The following is a 17241-nucleotide window of genomic DNA, read 5'->3' as shown; positions in this document are numbered from 1 at the left end:
ATGACAGAGGTTCGTTTCGCGAGCGCTCGTGTCGCCAAGTCGGGCCGATAAGCATTTCCAGATGCGGTCGCAGACCAGCGCGATACGGGCGCTGCCAGATCCTCGACCGATAAACCTCCGCCTACTCCGCCCGGCGAGCCGGAACAGGAGATCGGCACAATCTCCTCCGGCGCTTAGCTAATATCGGCTTGCGGCGAACGTCAATTGCTATTTGTCCTACAAAACGGATTTTTCGAAAGAAGCCGCTGTTGACGCCAAGGGGGCATGTGCGTAAATGGGCGAAAGCGCTGTTTCCGGGAGGGGCCGGGAAAGAGCGAGGGCCGCGGCAGAACCGCCGGCCGCAAAGCACGGGGAGGAAGCAGTCTGGTGGCGGTTCTCGAACTCACCAATATCTCGAAACATTTCGGCGCCATCCAGGCGGTCAACGACGTTTCGCTGTCGATCGAGGCCGGACAGGTGGTCGGCCTGATGGGCGACAACGGTGCCGGCAAGTCGACGCTGGTCAAGATGATTGCCGGCAATTTCCCCCCGAGCCACGGCACGATGCAGATGGACGGCAAGGAGCTGATCCTGCACAAGCCGGTGGAGGCGCGCCAGCACGGCATCGAGATCGTCCACCAGGACCTGGCGCTGTGCAACAATCTGACGGCCGCCGCCAACGTCTATCTCGGACGCGAGCTGCGCCGCGGCGTCGGCCCGTTTCGCATCCTTGACTACGCCGCGATGTACAAGCGCGCCGGCCAGATCTTCGCCGAGCTGAAATCCGAGACCCGCCCGCGCGACCTGGTCAAACAGATGTCGGGCGGCCAGCGGCAAGCGGTGGCGATCGCCCGCACCATGCTTTCGCAAGCCAAGATCGTGCTGATGGACGAGCCGACGGCTGCGATCTCGGTCCGGCAGGTCGCCGAGGTGCTGAACCTGATCCGCCATCTGCGCGACCAGGGCATTGCGGTCGTGCTGATCAGTCACCGCATGCCAGACGTCTTTGACGTTGCCGATCGCGTCATCGTCATGCGGCGCGGCCGCAAGGTCGCCGACAAGACGATCGCGTCGAGTTCGCCCGAGGAAGTCACCGGGCTCATTACCGGCGCCATCGAACAGGTTTGATGTCAGCGGGCTCCAACACGCAAGCAAAGGTCGACGATGGCAGTAACTCTTGACCAGACGATCGCGCAGAAACAGCACACTTTGCTGAGCAGGGTGTTTGCCAGCCAGACCTTCTGGGTGGTGATCGCGGTCATCCTCGCCTGTCTGTTCCTGTCCGTGGCCACGGATTCCTTCGCCACGACCAAGAACCTCTACAACATCACCCGCAACGTCACCTTCGTCGCCATTGTGGCGCTCGGCATGACGTTCGTCATCATCACCGGCGGCATCGACCTGTCGGTCGGCTCGGTGCTTTGCCTATGCTCGATGGTGCTGGCCGTCACCATGCATGCCGGCTACGGCATCGAGGTCGGCATCGCCGCTGCGATCGCGACAGCGCTGATCATCGGCGCCTTCAACGGCATCCTGATCGCCTATCTCGGTTTTCCGCCCTTCGTGGTGACGCTCGGAATGCTGTCAATCGCCCGCAGCCTGGCCATGGTCGCCTCCAACAATACCGTCGTCTTCCAGTTCGGGCCCGATCACGACAAGCTTTTGGCGCTGGGCGGCGGCGCCTGGGTGTTCGGCATCGCCAATCCGGTGCTCTACACCATCTTGCTGGCGCTGATCACCGGCTTCGTCCTGCGCTGGACGAAATTCGGCCGGCACATCTTCGCCATAGGCGGCAACGAGCATGCGGCGACGCTGACCGGCGTTCCGGTGCGCCAGATCAAGGTCGCGGTCTACATGATCTCGGCGCTGGCAGCGGGCGTTGCCGGCATCATTCAGACCGGCTGGCTGGGCGCCGTCACCACCAATCTCGGCAACGGCATGGAGCTTCAGGTTATCGCCGCCACGGTCATCGGCGGCGCCAATTTGGCGGGCGGCATGGGTACGGCCTTTGGCGCCGTCGTCGGCGCAGCGCTGATCGAGGTGATCCGCAACAGTCTCGGCCTGCTCGGCATCAATGCGTTCTGGCAAGGTACCTTTATTGGCGGCGCTATTCTGATGGCGGTCCTGTTCGACCGGCTACGCAATTTCAGGCGCAACGAATAGGACCGGATCCCGGAACCGAAGGAGGCGACCCGGTGACGAAATCGTTGTTCAGCCTCGACGGGCGGCTGGTGCTGATCACCGGTTCCGGCCAGGGCATCGGCTTTGCCCTGGCGCGCGGCTTTGCCGAACATGGCGCGAGCGTGGTGCTGAACGGCCGCGATCCGGGCAAGGTCGCTGACGCCGTGGCAAAGCTGCGCGACACCGGCTTCAAGGCGCATGCCTCGATCTTCGACTTGACCGATTTTCGTTCGGTCGATGAGGATATTGCCCGGATCGAGGCTGAGATCGGCACCATCGACATTCTCGTCAACAATGCCGGCGTGCAGTTCCGCGCCCCGCTCGAGGATTTTCCCGAGGATCAGTGGGAGCGCCTATTCAGGACGAATGTCTCGGGCGCCTTCCACGCCGGCAAGGCGGTGGCCCGGCACATGATCCCGCGCGGCAAGGGCAAGATCATCAACATCGGCTCGGTGCAGAGCGAGCTCGCCAGAACCGGCATTGCCCCCTACACCGCGACCAAGGGCGCGATCAGGAACCTGACCAGGGGCATGTGCGCCGACTGGGCGAAACACGGCCTGCAGATCAATGCGATAGCACCCGGCTATTTCCGCACCGAGATGAACCAGGCGCTGGTCGACAATGCGGAATTCTCCGCCTGGCTGGAAAAGCGCACGCCGGCCGGGCGCTGGGGCAATGTCGACGAGTTGATCGGCGCTGCCGTCTTTCTGGCCTCCGACGCCTCCTCCTTCGTCAATGGCCACACGCTTTATGTCGACGGCGGCCTGACCGCGTCAGTGTAGCCATACCAGCCTGGAAACATTCACCTTCTTCCTATCGCTCAGTCTGAAAATCGGCCGGCGCGGCCCATGGCGGGCGCCAGGCGTGCGCATGTGCCTTGACGCGGACATGAAGCCCGCCGCACTATCTCCATTGCAGGCGAAGGGAGGCCAGTCGTCTGCGGGAGGATATACCCATGACGGAAGCGATCAGGCTCTACTGGGGCCGGTTCGGACATGTTTCTGTCCTGAACGTCGCCAGCAACTTCGTCACCCATGCCCATGTCGAGGCGCATATCATCATCTGGCTGGAAGGCACGGCCGGCGAGATGACCATCGGCCGCGAGACGGTGCGGCTTGGACCCGGCACCGCCGCCGGCATCAATTCCTTTCAGCCGCACAGCCACGCTTTGTCCCGCGACGGCCGGCCCGGTCTGTTCCTCGCCTTCTACATCGATCCGGATTGGGCGCGACGGCGCCGCGATCTGCCGCCCGCTGCGCCACTGTTCTCGACGCCGGCGATCGTGCTGGAGCCATGGCTGTACAAGGCGGCGGCCAACCTTCTCGACCATCTCAGCGACAATGAGAGCATCGACGACATCGCCAATTACGAGATCGAGCGTTTTATCGACAGCGTGCTCGACGCTGCCGACGCCTCGGCCCCGCCGGTGACGCGCGCCCGCGTCCATACCATGCAAGATTTCCGCGTCCGCAAGGCGATCCAGCTGATGAAGGCAAATGTCTGCGAGCGCATCTGCTTCGACGACGTTGCGCGCAGCGTCGGCCTGTCGCGGCCGCATTTCTTCGCGCTGTTCAAGGAGCAGACCAATCTGACCCCCAACGTCTATTGGAACACGCTGCGCATGGAGGAAGCGGTGCGGCAGTTGCAATGGTCGCAGGAGCCGCTGATCTCTGTCGCCTGCAATCTAGGCTTCACCACGCAGGGCAATTTCTCGCGCTTCTTCCGCGACCATGTCGGCGTTCCGCCGACACTCTATCGCGAGGCGGCGCGGGCCATTTCCTGAACCATTTCAGACTGCCCGAGCCGCTCGGCGGGGCGTTTTTCAGACTATTTGATAGGCGTTCAAGACGCATTGATAAGCGCCGCCGGGCTCGCCGCCCTACCCTCGCGACATAGATATTCGCAAGGGAACGATCATATGGCGAAAGTCACCATCTCCAGCGTCATCGACGCACCGGTCGAAAAGGTCTGGGCGCGCATTCGCGACTTCAACGGACTGCCGAGCTGGCATCCGCGCATGGTCGAAAGTCATATCGAGGACGGCAAGGACGCCGGCACGATCGGCTGCGTGCGCAATTTCGAACTCGCCAGCGGCGCCCGCATCCGCGAAAAGCTGCTCGACTTCTCCGACGACGATTTCCTCGTCAGCTACTCCATCCTGGAGACGCCGCAGCCGCTGACCAACCACAAGGCGACGCTGCAGTTGCGCCGGGTGACCGATGGCGACCGCACCTATGCCGAATGGACCGCCAGCTTCGACGCCGCTCCGGAGGAGGCCGACAAATTGGCCGAGGGAATGGGCGCCAACGTCTTCCAGGGCGGTTTCAACGCTTTGAAAAGCCATTTCGCTGGCCAAAGCTGAGCCAAGGGAGCGTACCATGGCGCTTGCACTGCAGACTTTTTCGACGGTGAAGGACGCGAATGCGGCGCTGAAATCCGCCGGCACCCGTTATCTCGGCGGCGGCACCCTGGTCGTGCGCGCCGCCAATGAAGGCGATGTTTCAGTCTCCGGCCTCATCAGGTCGACCGAGCCTTCGCTGTCGGCCATCACCGTTTCCGGCACCGAGGTCCGCATCGGCGCTTCGGTGACCATGGCGGCGATCGCCCGTCATCCGGATCTCGCTGCGCTTAGCAGCGCGGCGCGCGCCGTCGGCGGCCCGGCGATTCGAAACATGGCGACTGTCGGCGGCAATCTCTTCGCCCCGGCACCCTATGGCGATTTCACCGTCGCTCTGCTGGCGGTGGATGCAATTGTCAGCACCGATAACGGCGAGATGCCGATCGAAACCTTCCTGGCAAAGCGTGAAAGCAACCACGCCATCGTCACGGCAGTTGGATTTACGCTTCCAACGGAAGGCTTTCGCTTCCTGAAAGTGTCGCGGGTCAAGCCGAAGGGCGTTTCGGTGCTGAGCATCGCGGCCGTGCTGGAGCAGGCGCCGGACGGCACCGTGTCCTCGGCGCGGATCGCCCTTGGCTGCATGGCCGACCGTCCGATGCGTGCCAAGGCGGCAGAAAAGGCGCTGCTCGGCAGGAAACTCACAAGGGACGGCATCGCGCCGGCGCTTGCTGCGGCCGCCGACGGCACCTCGCCCGTCACCGATCCGATCGCCAGTGCCTGGTATCGCAATGAAGTCCTGCCGGTCCATCTCGGCCGGCTTTTGCTCGCCTGAAATACCCATCGGGGGAGCGCGCTTGCTTGGCTGCGCGCAAGGAGGAAAACATGGCAAAGGTCCCGGTTCAGTTCACGCTCAACGGCGCGGAGAAGGCCGAATTCATCGACAGCGGCACGACGCTGCTCAACGCACTGCGCGACAAGATCGGCGACACCTCGCCGAAAGGCGGCTGTCACCAGGGCACCTGCGGCGCCTGCTCGGTTATCATCGACGGTGAACTCAGGCTCTCCTGCCTGACGCTGGCCGAAACCTGCAGCGGCGCAGCCATCACCACGACATCGGGTCTCTCGGAAGGTGGCGTGCTGCATCCGTTGCAGCGCGCCTTCCTCGACGCCTTCGCCACCCAATGCGGCTTCTGCACACCGGGCATGATCATGGCCGCCAAGGTGCTGCTCGACCACACGCCGAACCCCAGCCGCGAGGATGTAGTCGAGGCGCTGTCGGGAAATATCTGCCGCTGCACCGGTTACGAGCCGATCATCCAGGCGGTGCTGACCGCCGCGCGATCCAATTCGCAGAACGCGGCTTGAGGGGAGTCAAAAAGATGGAACTCCGCAAGAGCTATTTCGCCGACCAGCGCAAGGACGATCTGCACGAGATCGGCCAACCCCGTCCGCGTTCGGACTCACCCGGCCATGTCACTGGCAAGACCGCCTATTTCGCCGACCGCAACTTTCCCGGCATGCTGCATCTGAAGATGGTGCGCAGCCCGCACCATCACGCCCGCATCCGCAGCATCGACATATCTGAGGCCAAGAAGCACCCGGGCGTGGTGAAAATCCTGACCGCCAAGGATGTGCCGCACAATGTCTACACCATCCTGATCCTGATCCAGATCGGGCCGGAGGACGAGACGGTGCTGGCCGACGGCAAGGTGCGCTGGAAGGGCGAGGCGGTGGTGGCGGTGCTGGCTGAGACCGAGCGTGCCGCCCAGGAAGCCGCCGCCAAGGTCAAGGTCGATTATGAGGTGCTGCCGGCCGTCTTCGACATGGAGGAAGCGCTGAAGCCCGGCGCGCCAATAGTCAACGAATATCACGGCCAGAATTATTACCTCTACGACAGCGGCGAATGCCGCAAGGTGCGCTTCGGCGATGTCGAGGCCGGCTTCGCCGGCGCCGATCATATCCTGGAACAGACCTACCAGTCCTCGCCGATCGAGCATGCGCCGACCGAGACGACAGGCTGCATCGTCGCGCCGGAGGGCAATGATCGCTTCACCTGCTACACCAACACGCAGGCTATGTTCTTCACCCTCGACAACACCTCAATCATCCTGCAGATGCCCGGCAGCAAGCTGCATTTCGTCGGCGGCACTGTCGGCGGTGGCTTTGGCGGCAAGGTCGACGTCATCGTCGAGCCGATCGCCATCCTCGGCGCCAAGCTGACCGGGCGTCCGGTCTCCTTCATCTACAGCCGCGAGGAAGAGATGCAGATCTCCTCGCCGCGCGCAGCGGAAAAGGTCGTCATCAAGGACGGCGTCATGAACGACGGCCGCATCGTCGCCCGCAAGGTCACCGGCTACACTGATGCCGGCGCCTATTCACGCCATTCGCCCTATGGCGCGCAGAAGGGCGCCGGCCACTATCCCGGCCCCTACACGGTCCCGAATGTGTGGATCGACACCTACTGCGTCTACACCAACCGCACCCCCTCCTCCGCAATGCGCGGCTTCGGCGTCACCATCGGCGATTTCGCGCTGGAGGTGCAGATGGACAAGCTCGCCCGGCTGATCGGCATGGACCCGCTCGAATTCCGCTTCATCAACGCTTACCGCGATGGCGACATGAAAGCGCATCGCCAACCGACCGAAGGCGCTGCGCTGATCGAGTGCATGCAGGAAGCCTCGCGCGCCGCCAACTGGCCGGTGGCGGAAAAGTTCATGGCGATGTCCTCCTACGCGAAAGGAGCTTGAGATGGCGATCAGGCGCGGACGCGGCGTTGCCGCAATCAACTATCCGACCGGCATGAATCTCGGCGGCGACCCGACCCAGGCGCTGGTGCATTCGACGCCGACCGGCAACTTCATGGTCACGCTCTCCAGCGTCGATCTCGGCCAAGGCATGAAGCAGATCATGGCGCAGATCTGCGCCGAGACGATCGGTGTGCCGACCGACCGCGTCGTCGTCGACACCGCCGACACCGACACCGGCCCGCACTGCATGGGCACCTTCGCCTCGCGCGGCACGCATCGCGCCGGCAACGCCGTCATCCAGGCGGCCAGGGAAGCCCGCCAGGTGATGCTGGAAGTGGCGGCCGAGGAGCTGGAAGTGAATGCCTCGGACCTTGAGACCGACGGCCAGGGCAACATCCTAGTCAAGGGCGCGCCGCAGAAGTCGATCTCGATCTTCGACGTCGCGCTGTCGGCGCATTTCAAGCGCGGCCGATCGATTTCCGGCCGCGGCATGTTTTTGATCCCCCGCTCCTACCCGGAGAAAGAAAACGGCGCGATGAAGCCGTCGACCTGCTATGCGCATGCCTGCACGGTGGCGGAAGTCGAGGTCGACGACGAAACCGGCGAGGTCACCGTGCTGACCGTCAAGAACGTCTTCGAGATCGGCCGCGCGCTCAACCCGAAAATGGTCGAGCAACAATTGGTTGGCGGCTCATGGATGGGCATCAGCCACGCGCTCTACGAGACGACGGAACCGTATTATCCCAATCGCGATCATGGCGGCACCGACTTCAACCAATATCTTATGCCGGGCCCGGGTGATCTCGCGCAAACCGAGATCATCGTGCTGGAACGGCCTTCGGCCGATGGGCCGTACGGCGCCAAGGGGCCAGGCGAAATGTGCGCCAACCCGCAAATCCCCGCGGTCGCCAATGCCGTCTTCGACGCCGTCGGCGTGCGCATCGACACGCTGCCAATCACGCCGGAGCGCATCCTGCGGGCGCTGAAGGCGCAAGCCGGCGCGCCAAACTGAGTGTTGGAAATGCCCAAGAGAAGTGCCGAAACTGTCGCGACCTCGCCGGAGGCGGTGGCGTCGCGCCTCGCAGCCTCGCGCTATCTGGCCGATGAAAGCCTGGCCACCGCCATCTTCCTGGCGATCAGGCTGGGCAAGCCGCTGCTGCTCGAAGGTGCGCCGGGGGTCGGCAAGACGGAAGCGGCGAAGGCGATAGCCGATGTGCTTGGGCGCGATCTGGTGCGGCTGCAATGCTATGAGGGCATCGACGCCGCGCACGCGCTCTACGAATGGAACTACCAGCGCCAGCTGCTCGCCATCCGTCATGCCGGCGAGCATGAGGTCGACATCTATGACGACCGTTTTCTGATCGCGCGGCCGCTGCTGCAGGTGCTGAAGGCGCCAGAAAAGAGCGTGCTGCTGGTCGACGAGATCGACCGTTCGGATCATGAGTTCGAAGCGCTGCTGCTGGAATTCCTTTCCGATTTCCAGATCAGCATTCCCGAGCGCGGCACCATCCGCGCGACGGCGCAGCCGATCGTCATACTGACCTCGAACCGCACGCGTGAACTGGCGGAAGCGCTGCGGCGGCGCTGCGTCTACCACTGGATCACCTACCCCGACGCCGAGCGCGAGGCCGAGATCATCATGCTGCGCGCCGGTGAGGTTGCCGAGGCGACCGCACGTGCCGTGGCTTCTGCCGTGCGCGACATCCGCGCGCGTCCGCTGGCCAAACCGCCCGGCATCGCCGAGGCGGTCGAATGGGCCAATGCCGCCACCATTCTCGAAAAGGGCGGCAGCCCGTGGCCGGAAGCTTTCCGCCGCGCCATCGGCGTGCTGATCAAGGACGAGGAGGATCTGTCCTACATCGCGCCTGAGCTTGGACGGATCGTCGAGGAGGCACTGGCGTGAGCGCCGCGGCCCTACCTTGGGCGGCAGCACCCTTGCTCGGCTTCGGACGGCTGCTGCGCCGCTACGGCTTTCCGATAGCGCCGGAGCAGGTGTCAGGCTTCATGCAGGCGGTGACGCTGCTCGGGCCCCGCTCTATGGCTGATATCCACGAGGCGGCCCTTGCCACGCTGGCGCCGCCGCCCGACCGACGTGATGAATTCGAGGCGCATTTCCAAAGCCATTTCTACGGCAACACCGCGGCAGTGGTCGAAGGCGAGGCCGACGAGGAAACCCGCATCAAGGACGACGGCGGCACCAGCGATGAAGAGAGCGAGGTGGCGCGCCGAGAGGAAGGCGGCGAGCTATCATCCAGCGCCGAACAGTTGAGCACCCGTGACTTCCAGCGCGACGGCGACGGCTTGTCGACCTTCCGGCGCAAGCTGGCCGCTGCCCTGCCCGCCCGCCGCTCCTTCCGCACCGTGCGCACGCACGCGCGCGGCAAGCTCGATCTGCGCCGGTCGCTGCGGGAAATCGTCAGCGCCGACGGCGACGTGCCGTCGCCGCTGCTGCGCCGCAGGCAGACGGTGCCGCGCAAGCTTTTGTTGCTGATCGACGTGTCGGGCTCGATGAAGCTGCACACATCGGACTATCTCAAACTGGCGCATGCGGCTGTGCAAGGCACAGACCGAGCTGAGATTTTCACCTTCGGCACGCGGCTGACCCGCATCACCGGGGCGTTGCGCATACGCGAGCGCGACCAGGCGCTGGCCCGCGTGGCAGCACTGGTCGACGACTGGGATGGCGGCACCCGAATGGGACCGACGCTGCTCGCCTTCCTGTCGGTGCCGCGCTTTTCCGCATTCGCGCGCGGGGCCGCGGTCGTCATCCTGTCCGATGCGCTGGAGCGCGGCGACCATGCCGAGCTGGAAATGGCGATGCGCCGGCTGAGCGCCCGCGCCTTCCGGCTTTCGCTGGCGACGCCGCTGGCCGGCGATCCGCGTTTCCAGCCGGCGACGGCCGCCCTTCGCGCCATCCTGCCCATGCTCGACGATCTGGTCGACGGCTCGTCGATCTCGGGCCTTACCGATTTCATCCTGTCGCTCGCCCGCCCTGCCCCGGCGGCCGCGGCAATCTGGAAAAGGGTTTCATGATGCAAAAGGCGATCGACGCGCATTTCCACATCTGGCGCCAAAAGGACCAGCCCTGGCTGGTCGGACCGATGGTGCCGCGCATCTTCGGACCCTATGAACCGATCCGCCGCGACTATCCGATCGAGGAATTCCTGGCCGACCAGCAAGGCTCAGGCGTCGAGAAGGCTGTCTATGTCCAGACCAACTGGGCCAAAGAGGATTTCGAGACCGAGGTCGCCTTCCTGCAGAAGACAGCTAACGAAACCGGCTGGCCGCATGCCATCGTCGGCTATGCCGACATGACGGTGGACGACATCAGGCCCCAGATCGATCGCTTGAAAAGATATCCGCTGCTGCGCGGCGTGCGCATGCAACTGCATTGGCACGAAACGCCGGCCTTCCGCTTCGCCGTCTCCCCCGATCAGGTCATCGACCCGAAGGTGCGGGCCAATGTGGCGCGGCTGAAGGACTACGGCCTGTCCTTCGACTTGCAGCTCTTCCCAGCCCAGATGAAGGACGGGCTGACGCTTGTCGGCGAAAATCCTGAGACCAATTTCATCCTCACCCATGCCGGCATGCTGACCGGCATGGAGCTGGAGACCACCGAGGCGTGGAAGGCCGGGCTGCGCACGCTGTCGGAGGCACCCAACCTCTACGCCAAGCTCTCCGGCCTCGGCACCTTCGTCCACCGCAACGACCCGGCGCTGATCGCCTACATCGTCGACAACGCGATCGACATCCTCGGCAGCGATCATCTGATGTTCGGCTCGAACTTCCCGATCGAGAAACTTTGGACCAGCCACGCCGAACTGATCAAGGCTCACCGCGAGGCGGTGGGCAAGCATGGTGCGGCGGCAGAGTCGGATATCTTCTGGAACACGGCGGAGAAGGTATATCGGCCGGTGTAGCGCGGCGTTTCCCTTTACTCCCTCACGTCAAACGTTTGATTCTCCGTACGAACAGACGTCGCTAATGCACGGCCGCGCAAATAATTTTTTCCTTTGTCACTTCCGCCTACTCAGGACAGCCCCTAGGCGAAATTAGTGCCTTCGGCTGCCGCCGATTTCAATTCCGCGGAAGATGGCCCGAAACCTCGGCGCCCGCGGTGGCCGGCAGCGTCAGGAAGCGGAACGAGGCTGCGAGCCCGATAGCGCCGATCGCCAGGAAGGCGAGGCGGAAATCGACGAGGTCGAGTATGGGCCCGCTTCTCGCGATCTGCGACAGGTTGAGCAGCGCCGCCGCGACCGCCACGCCGAACAGCATCGCCACCTGCTGCAGCATGCTGGACAGCGTCGCCGCCGAACTGCGCTGCGACGAGGTGACGTCGGCGAAGGCCAGCGTGTTGAGCGCAGTGAACTGCATCGAACGCGACAGCCCGGCGATCAGCATCAGCGCTACCACCAGCGCTTGCGGCGTCTGCGGCGAGATCGCCGCGCAGGCCATGATCGACAAAGAGGCGATCACGCCGTTGACGACCAGCACAGAACGGAAGCCGAAGCGCTTCAGCGTCGGCGTCGTCACCGCCTTCATACCGAGATTGCCGAGGAAATAGGCCAGGATCATCATACCGGCATCGACCGGGGTCAGCCCGAAGCCGACCTGGAACAAAAGCGGCAGCAGGAACGGCGTGGCGTTGATGGCGATCCGGAAAATGGTCCCAGCTGACAGCGTCGATAGGGCGAAAGTCTGCACCTTGAACGCTGTGAGATCGACCAGCGGATTTTTGGCGCGTGCGAGATGCCGCACGGCCAGCCAGCCGACCAAGATGCCGGCGGCAAGCAGCGCTATGGTCGGCAAGGCGCCGTCTTCCGCATGCGCGATGCGTTCGAGACCGTAAAGCAAGCAAGCAAGCCCGACTGAGGTCAAAAAGAAGCCTGGCCAGTCTAGCGGCTTGGTCTCGGACTCGCGGTCACCGGGAATGAAACGGGCAACCAGCGCCAGCCCGGCCACGCCGAGCGGAATGTTGATGAAGAAATTCCAGTGCCAGGACAGATAAGTGGTGATGAAGCCGCCAAGCACCGGCCCGATCACCGGCGCGAACAGCGCCGGCCAGGTGATCAGCGCCGTGGCGTTGAGGAGCTCGGACTTCGGTGCGTTGCGCAGCACCAGGATACGGCCGACCGGCGTCATCAGCGCACTGCCCAGGCCCTGCACGGCACGTGCAGCGACGAACTGGGTCAGGTTCTGCGAGACGCCGCAGGCGATCGAGGCCAGCGTGAACAGCGCGATCGCTACGAGGAAGATGTTGCGCGCGCCGAAGCGGTCGGCAAGCCAGCCTGACAGCGGCACGAACACCGCCATGGTCAGCATATAGACGGTGATGCCGATGCTCATCGCCACCGCCGGCACGCCGAAGGATTCTCCCATCTGCGGCAGCGATGTCGAGATGATCGTCGAATCCAGAAGCTGCATGAAGAACGCAACGGCGACGATCAGCGCCACGCGCCGCGCCTGTGTCGCGCTTTCGGGCAAGGCTTCGTTTTCGGGAATGGCGGTCATGCGCAGAACTGTACGAGAGTTTTTTCCCGCGCCACTGGGAACCAGGCAATTGTCCGGCTAACCGATGACGCACCGGTTTGAACAGCATTTGGGCGGCGCCGTCCAGACATGGCCCAACAAACTTTCGTGTCGCGTGATGGCCTGTTATGCAATGAATTGACCTTGAGCTCGCGTTCACGACCCACGGCTCGTTTCGTTTCATCAGGACCGATCTGCGCATGAAACCCATCTACATCGATTATCTCAACGCCCTCGATATCGAAGCGCTTGATATGACCGATGCGGAAATCATCGGAGCGGTCGAGGCCGGGCTGGTGGCGCAGGGCAACGGCCAGACGGTGATCGAGCCGCGCGTCCATCTCGAGCCGGATCCGTCCTTCAACGGCCATTTCAACGTCCTGCGCGGCTACGTCGCGCCGCTCGATGCGGCCGGCGTCAAGATCGTCGGCGATTACGTCGACAACTACCTGCACGGCTTGCCGTCGGAATTCGGCATCCTCAACCTGTTCGATCCGCGCACCGGCACGCCGCGTGCCATCCTCGATGCCACCGTGATCACCGATATGCGCACCGGCGCCGTCACCGCCATCGGCGCAAAACATCTGGCGAAAAAGACGTCCAAGGTTCTCGGCCATATCGGCGCGCGCGGTACCGCGTACTGGAACGTGCGCCTGCTCAACCATCTCTTCGATTTCGACGAGATCCGCGTTCATTCGCGCCGGCCCGAAAGCCGCGACGGCTTTGCCGCCAAGCTATCCGCCGATCTCGGCAAGAAGGTCACGGCGGTCGCTGACTGGCGCGCTTGCGTCGAGGGCGCCGACATCGTCGTCGAAGCCTCGCGGCTGCCGGAACCGCAGCCCCTGCTCAAGACCGAATGGATCAAGCCCGGCGCGCTGGTGATGCCTTACGGCACGATGAGCGCGGTGGAGCTGTCGCTGACCGACATTATGGCCAAGATCGTCGTCGACGACTGGGGCCAGTGCAAGGGCGGCAAATTCGGCTCGCTGCGCGCCCATGTCGAGACCGGACGCCTGAGCGAACAGACGCTGCACGCCGAACTTGGCCAGATCGCCGCCGGCCGCAGGCCGGGCCGCCAGAGCGACGACGAGACGATCCTGTTCTGGCATCGCGGCCTTTCGCTCTCCGATATCGCGCTGGGCAAGGCAATGCTGGCCAAGGCGCAGGCGCAAGGCATCGGTCAGCGGCTGCGTTTTGCATGAGTGCGCTCGTCCTCACCGGAGCCGGCATCCGCATCGAGGACGTCGCGGCGGTTGCCCGTGACGGACGCAAGGTCGAGGTGGCGCCCGCGGTCATGGAGAAGCTGGACAGAGCGCGAAAAGTGCTCGATCGCGTCGCCGCTTCGGGCCAGCCGATCTATGGGCTCAACACCGGTCTCGGCGCTAACCTCGGCGTGTCAATCGGCGGCGACGCCAGCGCCTTCCAGCGCCAATTGCTGGAAGGGCGTGGTGGTGCGGTGGGTGACGCGCTGCCGCAAGACATGGTGCGCGCGACGATGCTTGCCCGCGCGGCGATGTTTTCGGCCGGCGGTTCGGGCATTTCATCGCCGGTTTTCGTCGCACTCATCGACGCGCTCAATGCCGGCGTGCATCCCGTAATGCCGTCGTTGGGCTCGATCGGCGACAGCGACCTGGTGCTGGTGGCAGCGCTCGGCCGCATGCTGATCGGTGACGGCGAAGCCGACTTTCAGGGCCGGCGCATGCCCGCGGCCAAGGCGCTGGCCATGGCGCGCCTCGCCCCCGTCAGCCTCGCGCCCAAGGACGGGCTGTCGCTGATAAGCGCCTCGGCGGTGTCCGCCGGCAGCGGCGCGCTGGCGGTGGCCGACGCACTGTCCGCCTTCGCACAACAACAGCAAGCGGGCGCGCTGACCATGGAAGGCATCGGCGCCAACCAGACGATCCTCGATCCGCGCTTGCAGGCGGCGCGCCCGGCCGCTGGCCAGCAGCAGGCGGCAAAAGGCTTGCGCGAGCTGCTGGCACGCGACAAGGCGCCGGCGCCGGCGACCTTACAAGACCCGCTGTCGATCCGCTGCATGCCGTCGATCCATGGCGCGCTGCTGCTGGCAATCGATCAGGCCAGGCAAGCCGTCGAGATCGAGCTCAACGCCGCCGCCGACAACCCGCTGGTGCTGGGCGACGACGACATGGTGCTGTCGACCGGCAATTTCCACACCCCGTCGCTGTCGCTGGCCTTCGAGACGCTTGGGCTTGCCATTGCGCAATGTGCGGCCGCCTGTGCTGCCCGCTTCATCCAGCTCACCGGCTCAGGCCGCAACGGCCTGCCCAAATATCTGTCGCCGGTCGGCGGCGCTTCGGCCGGCTTCGTGCCGTTGCAAAAAACAGTGACCGCGATCCTCGCCGCCATCCGCCATAAGGCCAACCCAGTGATGCTCGACTTCCTGCCGGTCTCCGAAGGCGTCGAGGACCATGCGACGCAAGCACCGCTGGCCGTTTCGAAATGCGCCGAGATGATCGTGCTGTGGCAGCGGCTGATCGCCTTCGAGCTGATGGCCGCCGCACAGGCCGCAGACCTGCGCGACGGGCTGACGTTGGCGCCAGCGACCGCCACAATTCATGCGGCGGTGCGCGCGCTCGTCCTGCCGCTCCAGGAGGACAGGCCACAGGGCATCGATGCCGAGGCGATTTACGCAGCGCTCGCTAGCGGATCGTGGCAGGCGTAGCGCCGAACGACCACTCGTCAAAAGACGATTGTCTTGTGGCCGTTGAGCATGACGCGAGCCTCGAGATGCAGTTTGACGGCACGCGCCAGCACGCGGCTTTCGATGTCGCGGCCGACGGCCACGAAATCCTCCGCGCTCATCGCATGGGTGACGCGTTCGGTCTCCTGTTCGATGATCGGGCCTTCGTCAAGATCCGATGTCACGTAATGCGCCGTCGCGCCGATCAGCTTGACGCCACGGTCGAAGGCCTGGTGATAGGGCTTTGCGCCCTTGAAACTCGGCAGGAAGGAATGGTGGATGTTGATCGCCCGCCCGTAAAGCCGGTCCGACAGGCCCTTCGAAAAGACCTGCATGTAGCGCGCCAGGACGACAAGCTCGGAGCCCGTCTCCTGCACGAGATCCAGCAGCTTCTGCTCCTGTTCGGCCTTGTTTTCCCTGGTCGTCGGCCAATGGTGGTAGGGAACGCCTTCCATCTCGGCGAAGCGCCGGGCGTCTTCGTGGTTGGAGACGACGGCGGCGACCTCGGCATTCAGCCAGCCGACCCTGATCTGGTAAAGCAGATGGAGAAGCGCATGGTCGAATTTCGAAACCATGACGATGATCTTCGGGCGGCGCGCCTGATCGACCAGAGCGGTCTTCATCCCAAACCGGTCGACGGACGATTTCAGGGCTCGCTCCAGATCGTCCTTCGTCGAACCAGCCGGGCTGGTGAACGCGATCCGCATGAAAAAGCGATTGCTCTGCCGGTCCCAAAACTGGCTGCTTTCGGCGATGTTGGCGCCGTTCGCGGCAAGCTCCGTGGTGACCGCAGCGACGACCCCCGGCCGGTCCTCACACGATAGATTGAGAATATGAACCGGCTTCACATCGCCGGTTGCAGCATTGCTGTCAGGTTTCACGCGCCGTCGACCCTTTTCATGAACAGACCGAGTTGGTCCGGGTCCATATGCACCACATGCTTATCTTCCGGATAGGCCAGGCTGTTCACGTCGGCGACATATTCGGAAAAAGCAGCGATGCGTTCGGCCTGCAGACGATCGTATTCGGCGGCGAAATTGCGATAAACCTTGGAATGGCGAGGCATATGGCCGCGGTTCTGGCCAAGGATGTCGTCGGCGAATAGATATTGCGCGTCGCAGCCGGTGCCCGCCCCCATCGACAGCATGATCAGCGAAGTGCGTTCCGAGATTGCCTTGGCCACCTCGACCGGCACCACTTCGATCTCGGCGCCGACAGCACCTGCGGCCTCGTACTGCTTGACCGCCTCGAAGATCTGCATGGCGCTGTCGGCAGTCTTTCCGACGGCCTTGAAGCCACCGGTCCAGGTCGCGCGGGATGGAATGAGTCCGACATGGCCGATCACCGGTATATTGTCATCGGCCATCCGTTTGACCGTGGCGAAGCCGGCGCTGCAATAGACCGCGTCGGCACTCGCCTTGTAGAGCCGGAACGCCCAGCGCACGAAATCGTCGGCAGTGCCAATCTCGTAGAAATTGTCTCCCGGCATGGTGAACAGGCTGGGTGCTGCATCGCGATATTGCGGGTTGAGCACCAGCTCCGGCGGCACCGAGACGATGTCGATTCCGGCTCTTTCGGCGGCCTCTGCCTCGTCCATGGTCAGCACGCGCAGCATGGTCAGTTGCCGCTTGCCCTTCATGGCGCGCAGATCGGCGATCGTCGGTCTTTTGCGGCTCATCGATTTCGGTCCCTTTGTTGCGTGTATGGAAGGCCGGTCAGCCTTCAATTTACATGATCTTTCCCGAACCGAAGGTCAGCGCAGCAAAAAC

At 63.9% G+C, this 17241-nt stretch carries 17 protein-coding genes; 14 read left to right on the top strand and 3 right to left on the bottom strand.

Annotated features, from left to right (window positions below; translation table 11 throughout):
- Positions 1–366: 366 nt before the first annotated feature.
- The 12 genes from ABID19_RS03675 (at position 367) to ABID19_RS03620 (ending at position 11165) form a co-directional block, all read left to right on the top strand.
- A complete protein-coding gene (locus ABID19_RS03675; RefSeq protein WP_352687474.1) occupies positions 367–1107 on the top strand; it encodes an ATP-binding cassette domain-containing protein in 741 nt (246 codons plus the stop codon).
- Positions 1108–1143: 36 nt separating this feature from the next.
- On the top strand, positions 1144–2142 hold the full coding sequence (locus ABID19_RS03670) for an ABC transporter permease (protein WP_126105818.1): 999 nt from the start codon (positions 1144–1146) through the stop codon (positions 2140–2142).
- A 32-nt stretch (positions 2143–2174) separates the two neighbouring features.
- Positions 2175–2942, top strand: a complete 768-nt coding sequence (locus tag ABID19_RS03665) for an SDR family oxidoreductase (protein ID WP_354488043.1) — start codon at positions 2175–2177, stop codon at positions 2940–2942.
- A gap of 173 nt (positions 2943–3115) precedes the next feature.
- Entirely contained in the window at positions 3116–3943 is an 828-nt protein-coding gene (locus tag ABID19_RS03660) for an AraC family transcriptional regulator (protein WP_354488041.1), read from the top strand.
- 135 nt (positions 3944–4078) lie between these two features.
- A complete protein-coding gene (locus ABID19_RS03655) occupies positions 4079–4522 on the top strand; it encodes an SRPBCC family protein (protein WP_354488040.1) in 444 nt (147 codons plus the stop codon).
- Positions 4523–4538: 16 nt separating this feature from the next.
- Positions 4539–5330, top strand: a complete 792-nt coding sequence (locus tag ABID19_RS03650) for an FAD binding domain-containing protein (RefSeq protein WP_354488039.1) — start codon at positions 4539–4541, stop codon at positions 5328–5330.
- A gap of 50 nt (positions 5331–5380) precedes the next feature.
- A complete protein-coding gene (locus ABID19_RS03645; protein WP_354488038.1) occupies positions 5381–5863 on the top strand; it encodes a (2Fe-2S)-binding protein in 483 nt (160 codons plus the stop codon).
- Between the two features lie 14 nt (positions 5864–5877).
- Positions 5878–7245, top strand: coding sequence for a xanthine dehydrogenase family protein molybdopterin-binding subunit (locus ABID19_RS03640; protein ID WP_354488037.1), 1368 nt, complete (start codon positions 5878–5880; stop codon positions 7243–7245).
- Position 7246: 1 nt separating this feature from the next.
- On the top strand, positions 7247–8257 hold the full coding sequence (locus tag ABID19_RS03635; protein WP_354488036.1) for a xanthine dehydrogenase family protein molybdopterin-binding subunit: 1011 nt from the start codon (positions 7247–7249) through the stop codon (positions 8255–8257).
- 9 nt (positions 8258–8266) lie between these two features.
- Entirely contained in the window at positions 8267–9148 is an 882-nt protein-coding gene (locus ABID19_RS03630; RefSeq protein ID WP_354488035.1) for an AAA family ATPase, read from the top strand.
- Positions 9149–9201: 53 nt separating this feature from the next.
- Entirely contained in the window at positions 9202–10278 is a 1077-nt protein-coding gene (locus ABID19_RS03625; RefSeq protein WP_354488298.1) for a vWA domain-containing protein, read from the top strand.
- Positions 10278–11165 carry an amidohydrolase family protein gene (locus tag ABID19_RS03620; RefSeq protein ID WP_354488296.1) on the top strand — a complete coding sequence of 296 codons (888 nt, stop codon included), beginning with the start codon at positions 10278–10280 and terminating at the stop codon, positions 11163–11165. Before ABID19_RS03625 ends, ABID19_RS03620 begins: the two co-directional genes overlap by 1 nt.
- 157 nt (positions 11166–11322) lie before the next feature.
- Here the strand turns inward: ABID19_RS03620 and ABID19_RS03615 are convergent, their stop codons facing one another.
- Positions 11323–12756 carry a DHA2 family efflux MFS transporter permease subunit gene (locus ABID19_RS03615; protein WP_354488034.1) on the bottom strand — a complete coding sequence of 478 codons (1434 nt, stop codon included), beginning with the start codon at positions 12754–12756 and terminating at the stop codon, positions 11323–11325.
- 218 nt (positions 12757–12974) lie between these two features.
- On the opposite strand from ABID19_RS03615, the gene ABID19_RS03610 reads away from it, so the two are divergent.
- Positions 12975–13976: an ornithine cyclodeaminase family protein gene (locus tag ABID19_RS03610; protein ID WP_354488033.1), complete on the top strand. Its 1002-nt coding sequence runs from the start codon at positions 12975–12977 to the stop codon at positions 13974–13976.
- The gene (locus ABID19_RS03605) at positions 13973–15454 is read left to right on the top strand and encodes an HAL/PAL/TAL family ammonia-lyase (protein WP_354488031.1); all 1482 of its coding nucleotides are present in this window, start codon (positions 13973–13975) and stop codon (positions 15452–15454) included. The genes ABID19_RS03610 and ABID19_RS03605 overlap by 4 nt, the downstream gene beginning before the upstream one ends.
- A gap of 17 nt (positions 15455–15471) precedes the next feature.
- Here the strand turns inward: ABID19_RS03605 and purU are convergent, their stop codons facing one another.
- On the bottom strand, positions 15472–16353 hold the full coding sequence (gene purU / locus ABID19_RS03600; RefSeq protein WP_354488030.1) for a formyltetrahydrofolate deformylase: 882 nt from the start codon (positions 16351–16353) through the stop codon (positions 15472–15474).
- Positions 16350–17150 (bottom strand): 3-methyl-2-oxobutanoate hydroxymethyltransferase, encoded by an 801-nt coding sequence (locus tag ABID19_RS03595; protein WP_354488029.1) that lies wholly within the window; start codon positions 17148–17150, stop codon positions 16350–16352. The genes purU and ABID19_RS03595 overlap by 4 nt, the downstream gene beginning before the upstream one ends.
- Positions 17151–17241 lie beyond the last annotated feature (91 nt).

The organism is Mesorhizobium robiniae (assembly GCF_040545535.1).
Lineage (GTDB): Bacteria > Pseudomonadota > Alphaproteobacteria > Rhizobiales > Rhizobiaceae > Mesorhizobium > Mesorhizobium robiniae.
Note: the sequence above shows the minus strand (reverse complement) of the source record. Positions and strands in the feature narration are given on the sequence as shown.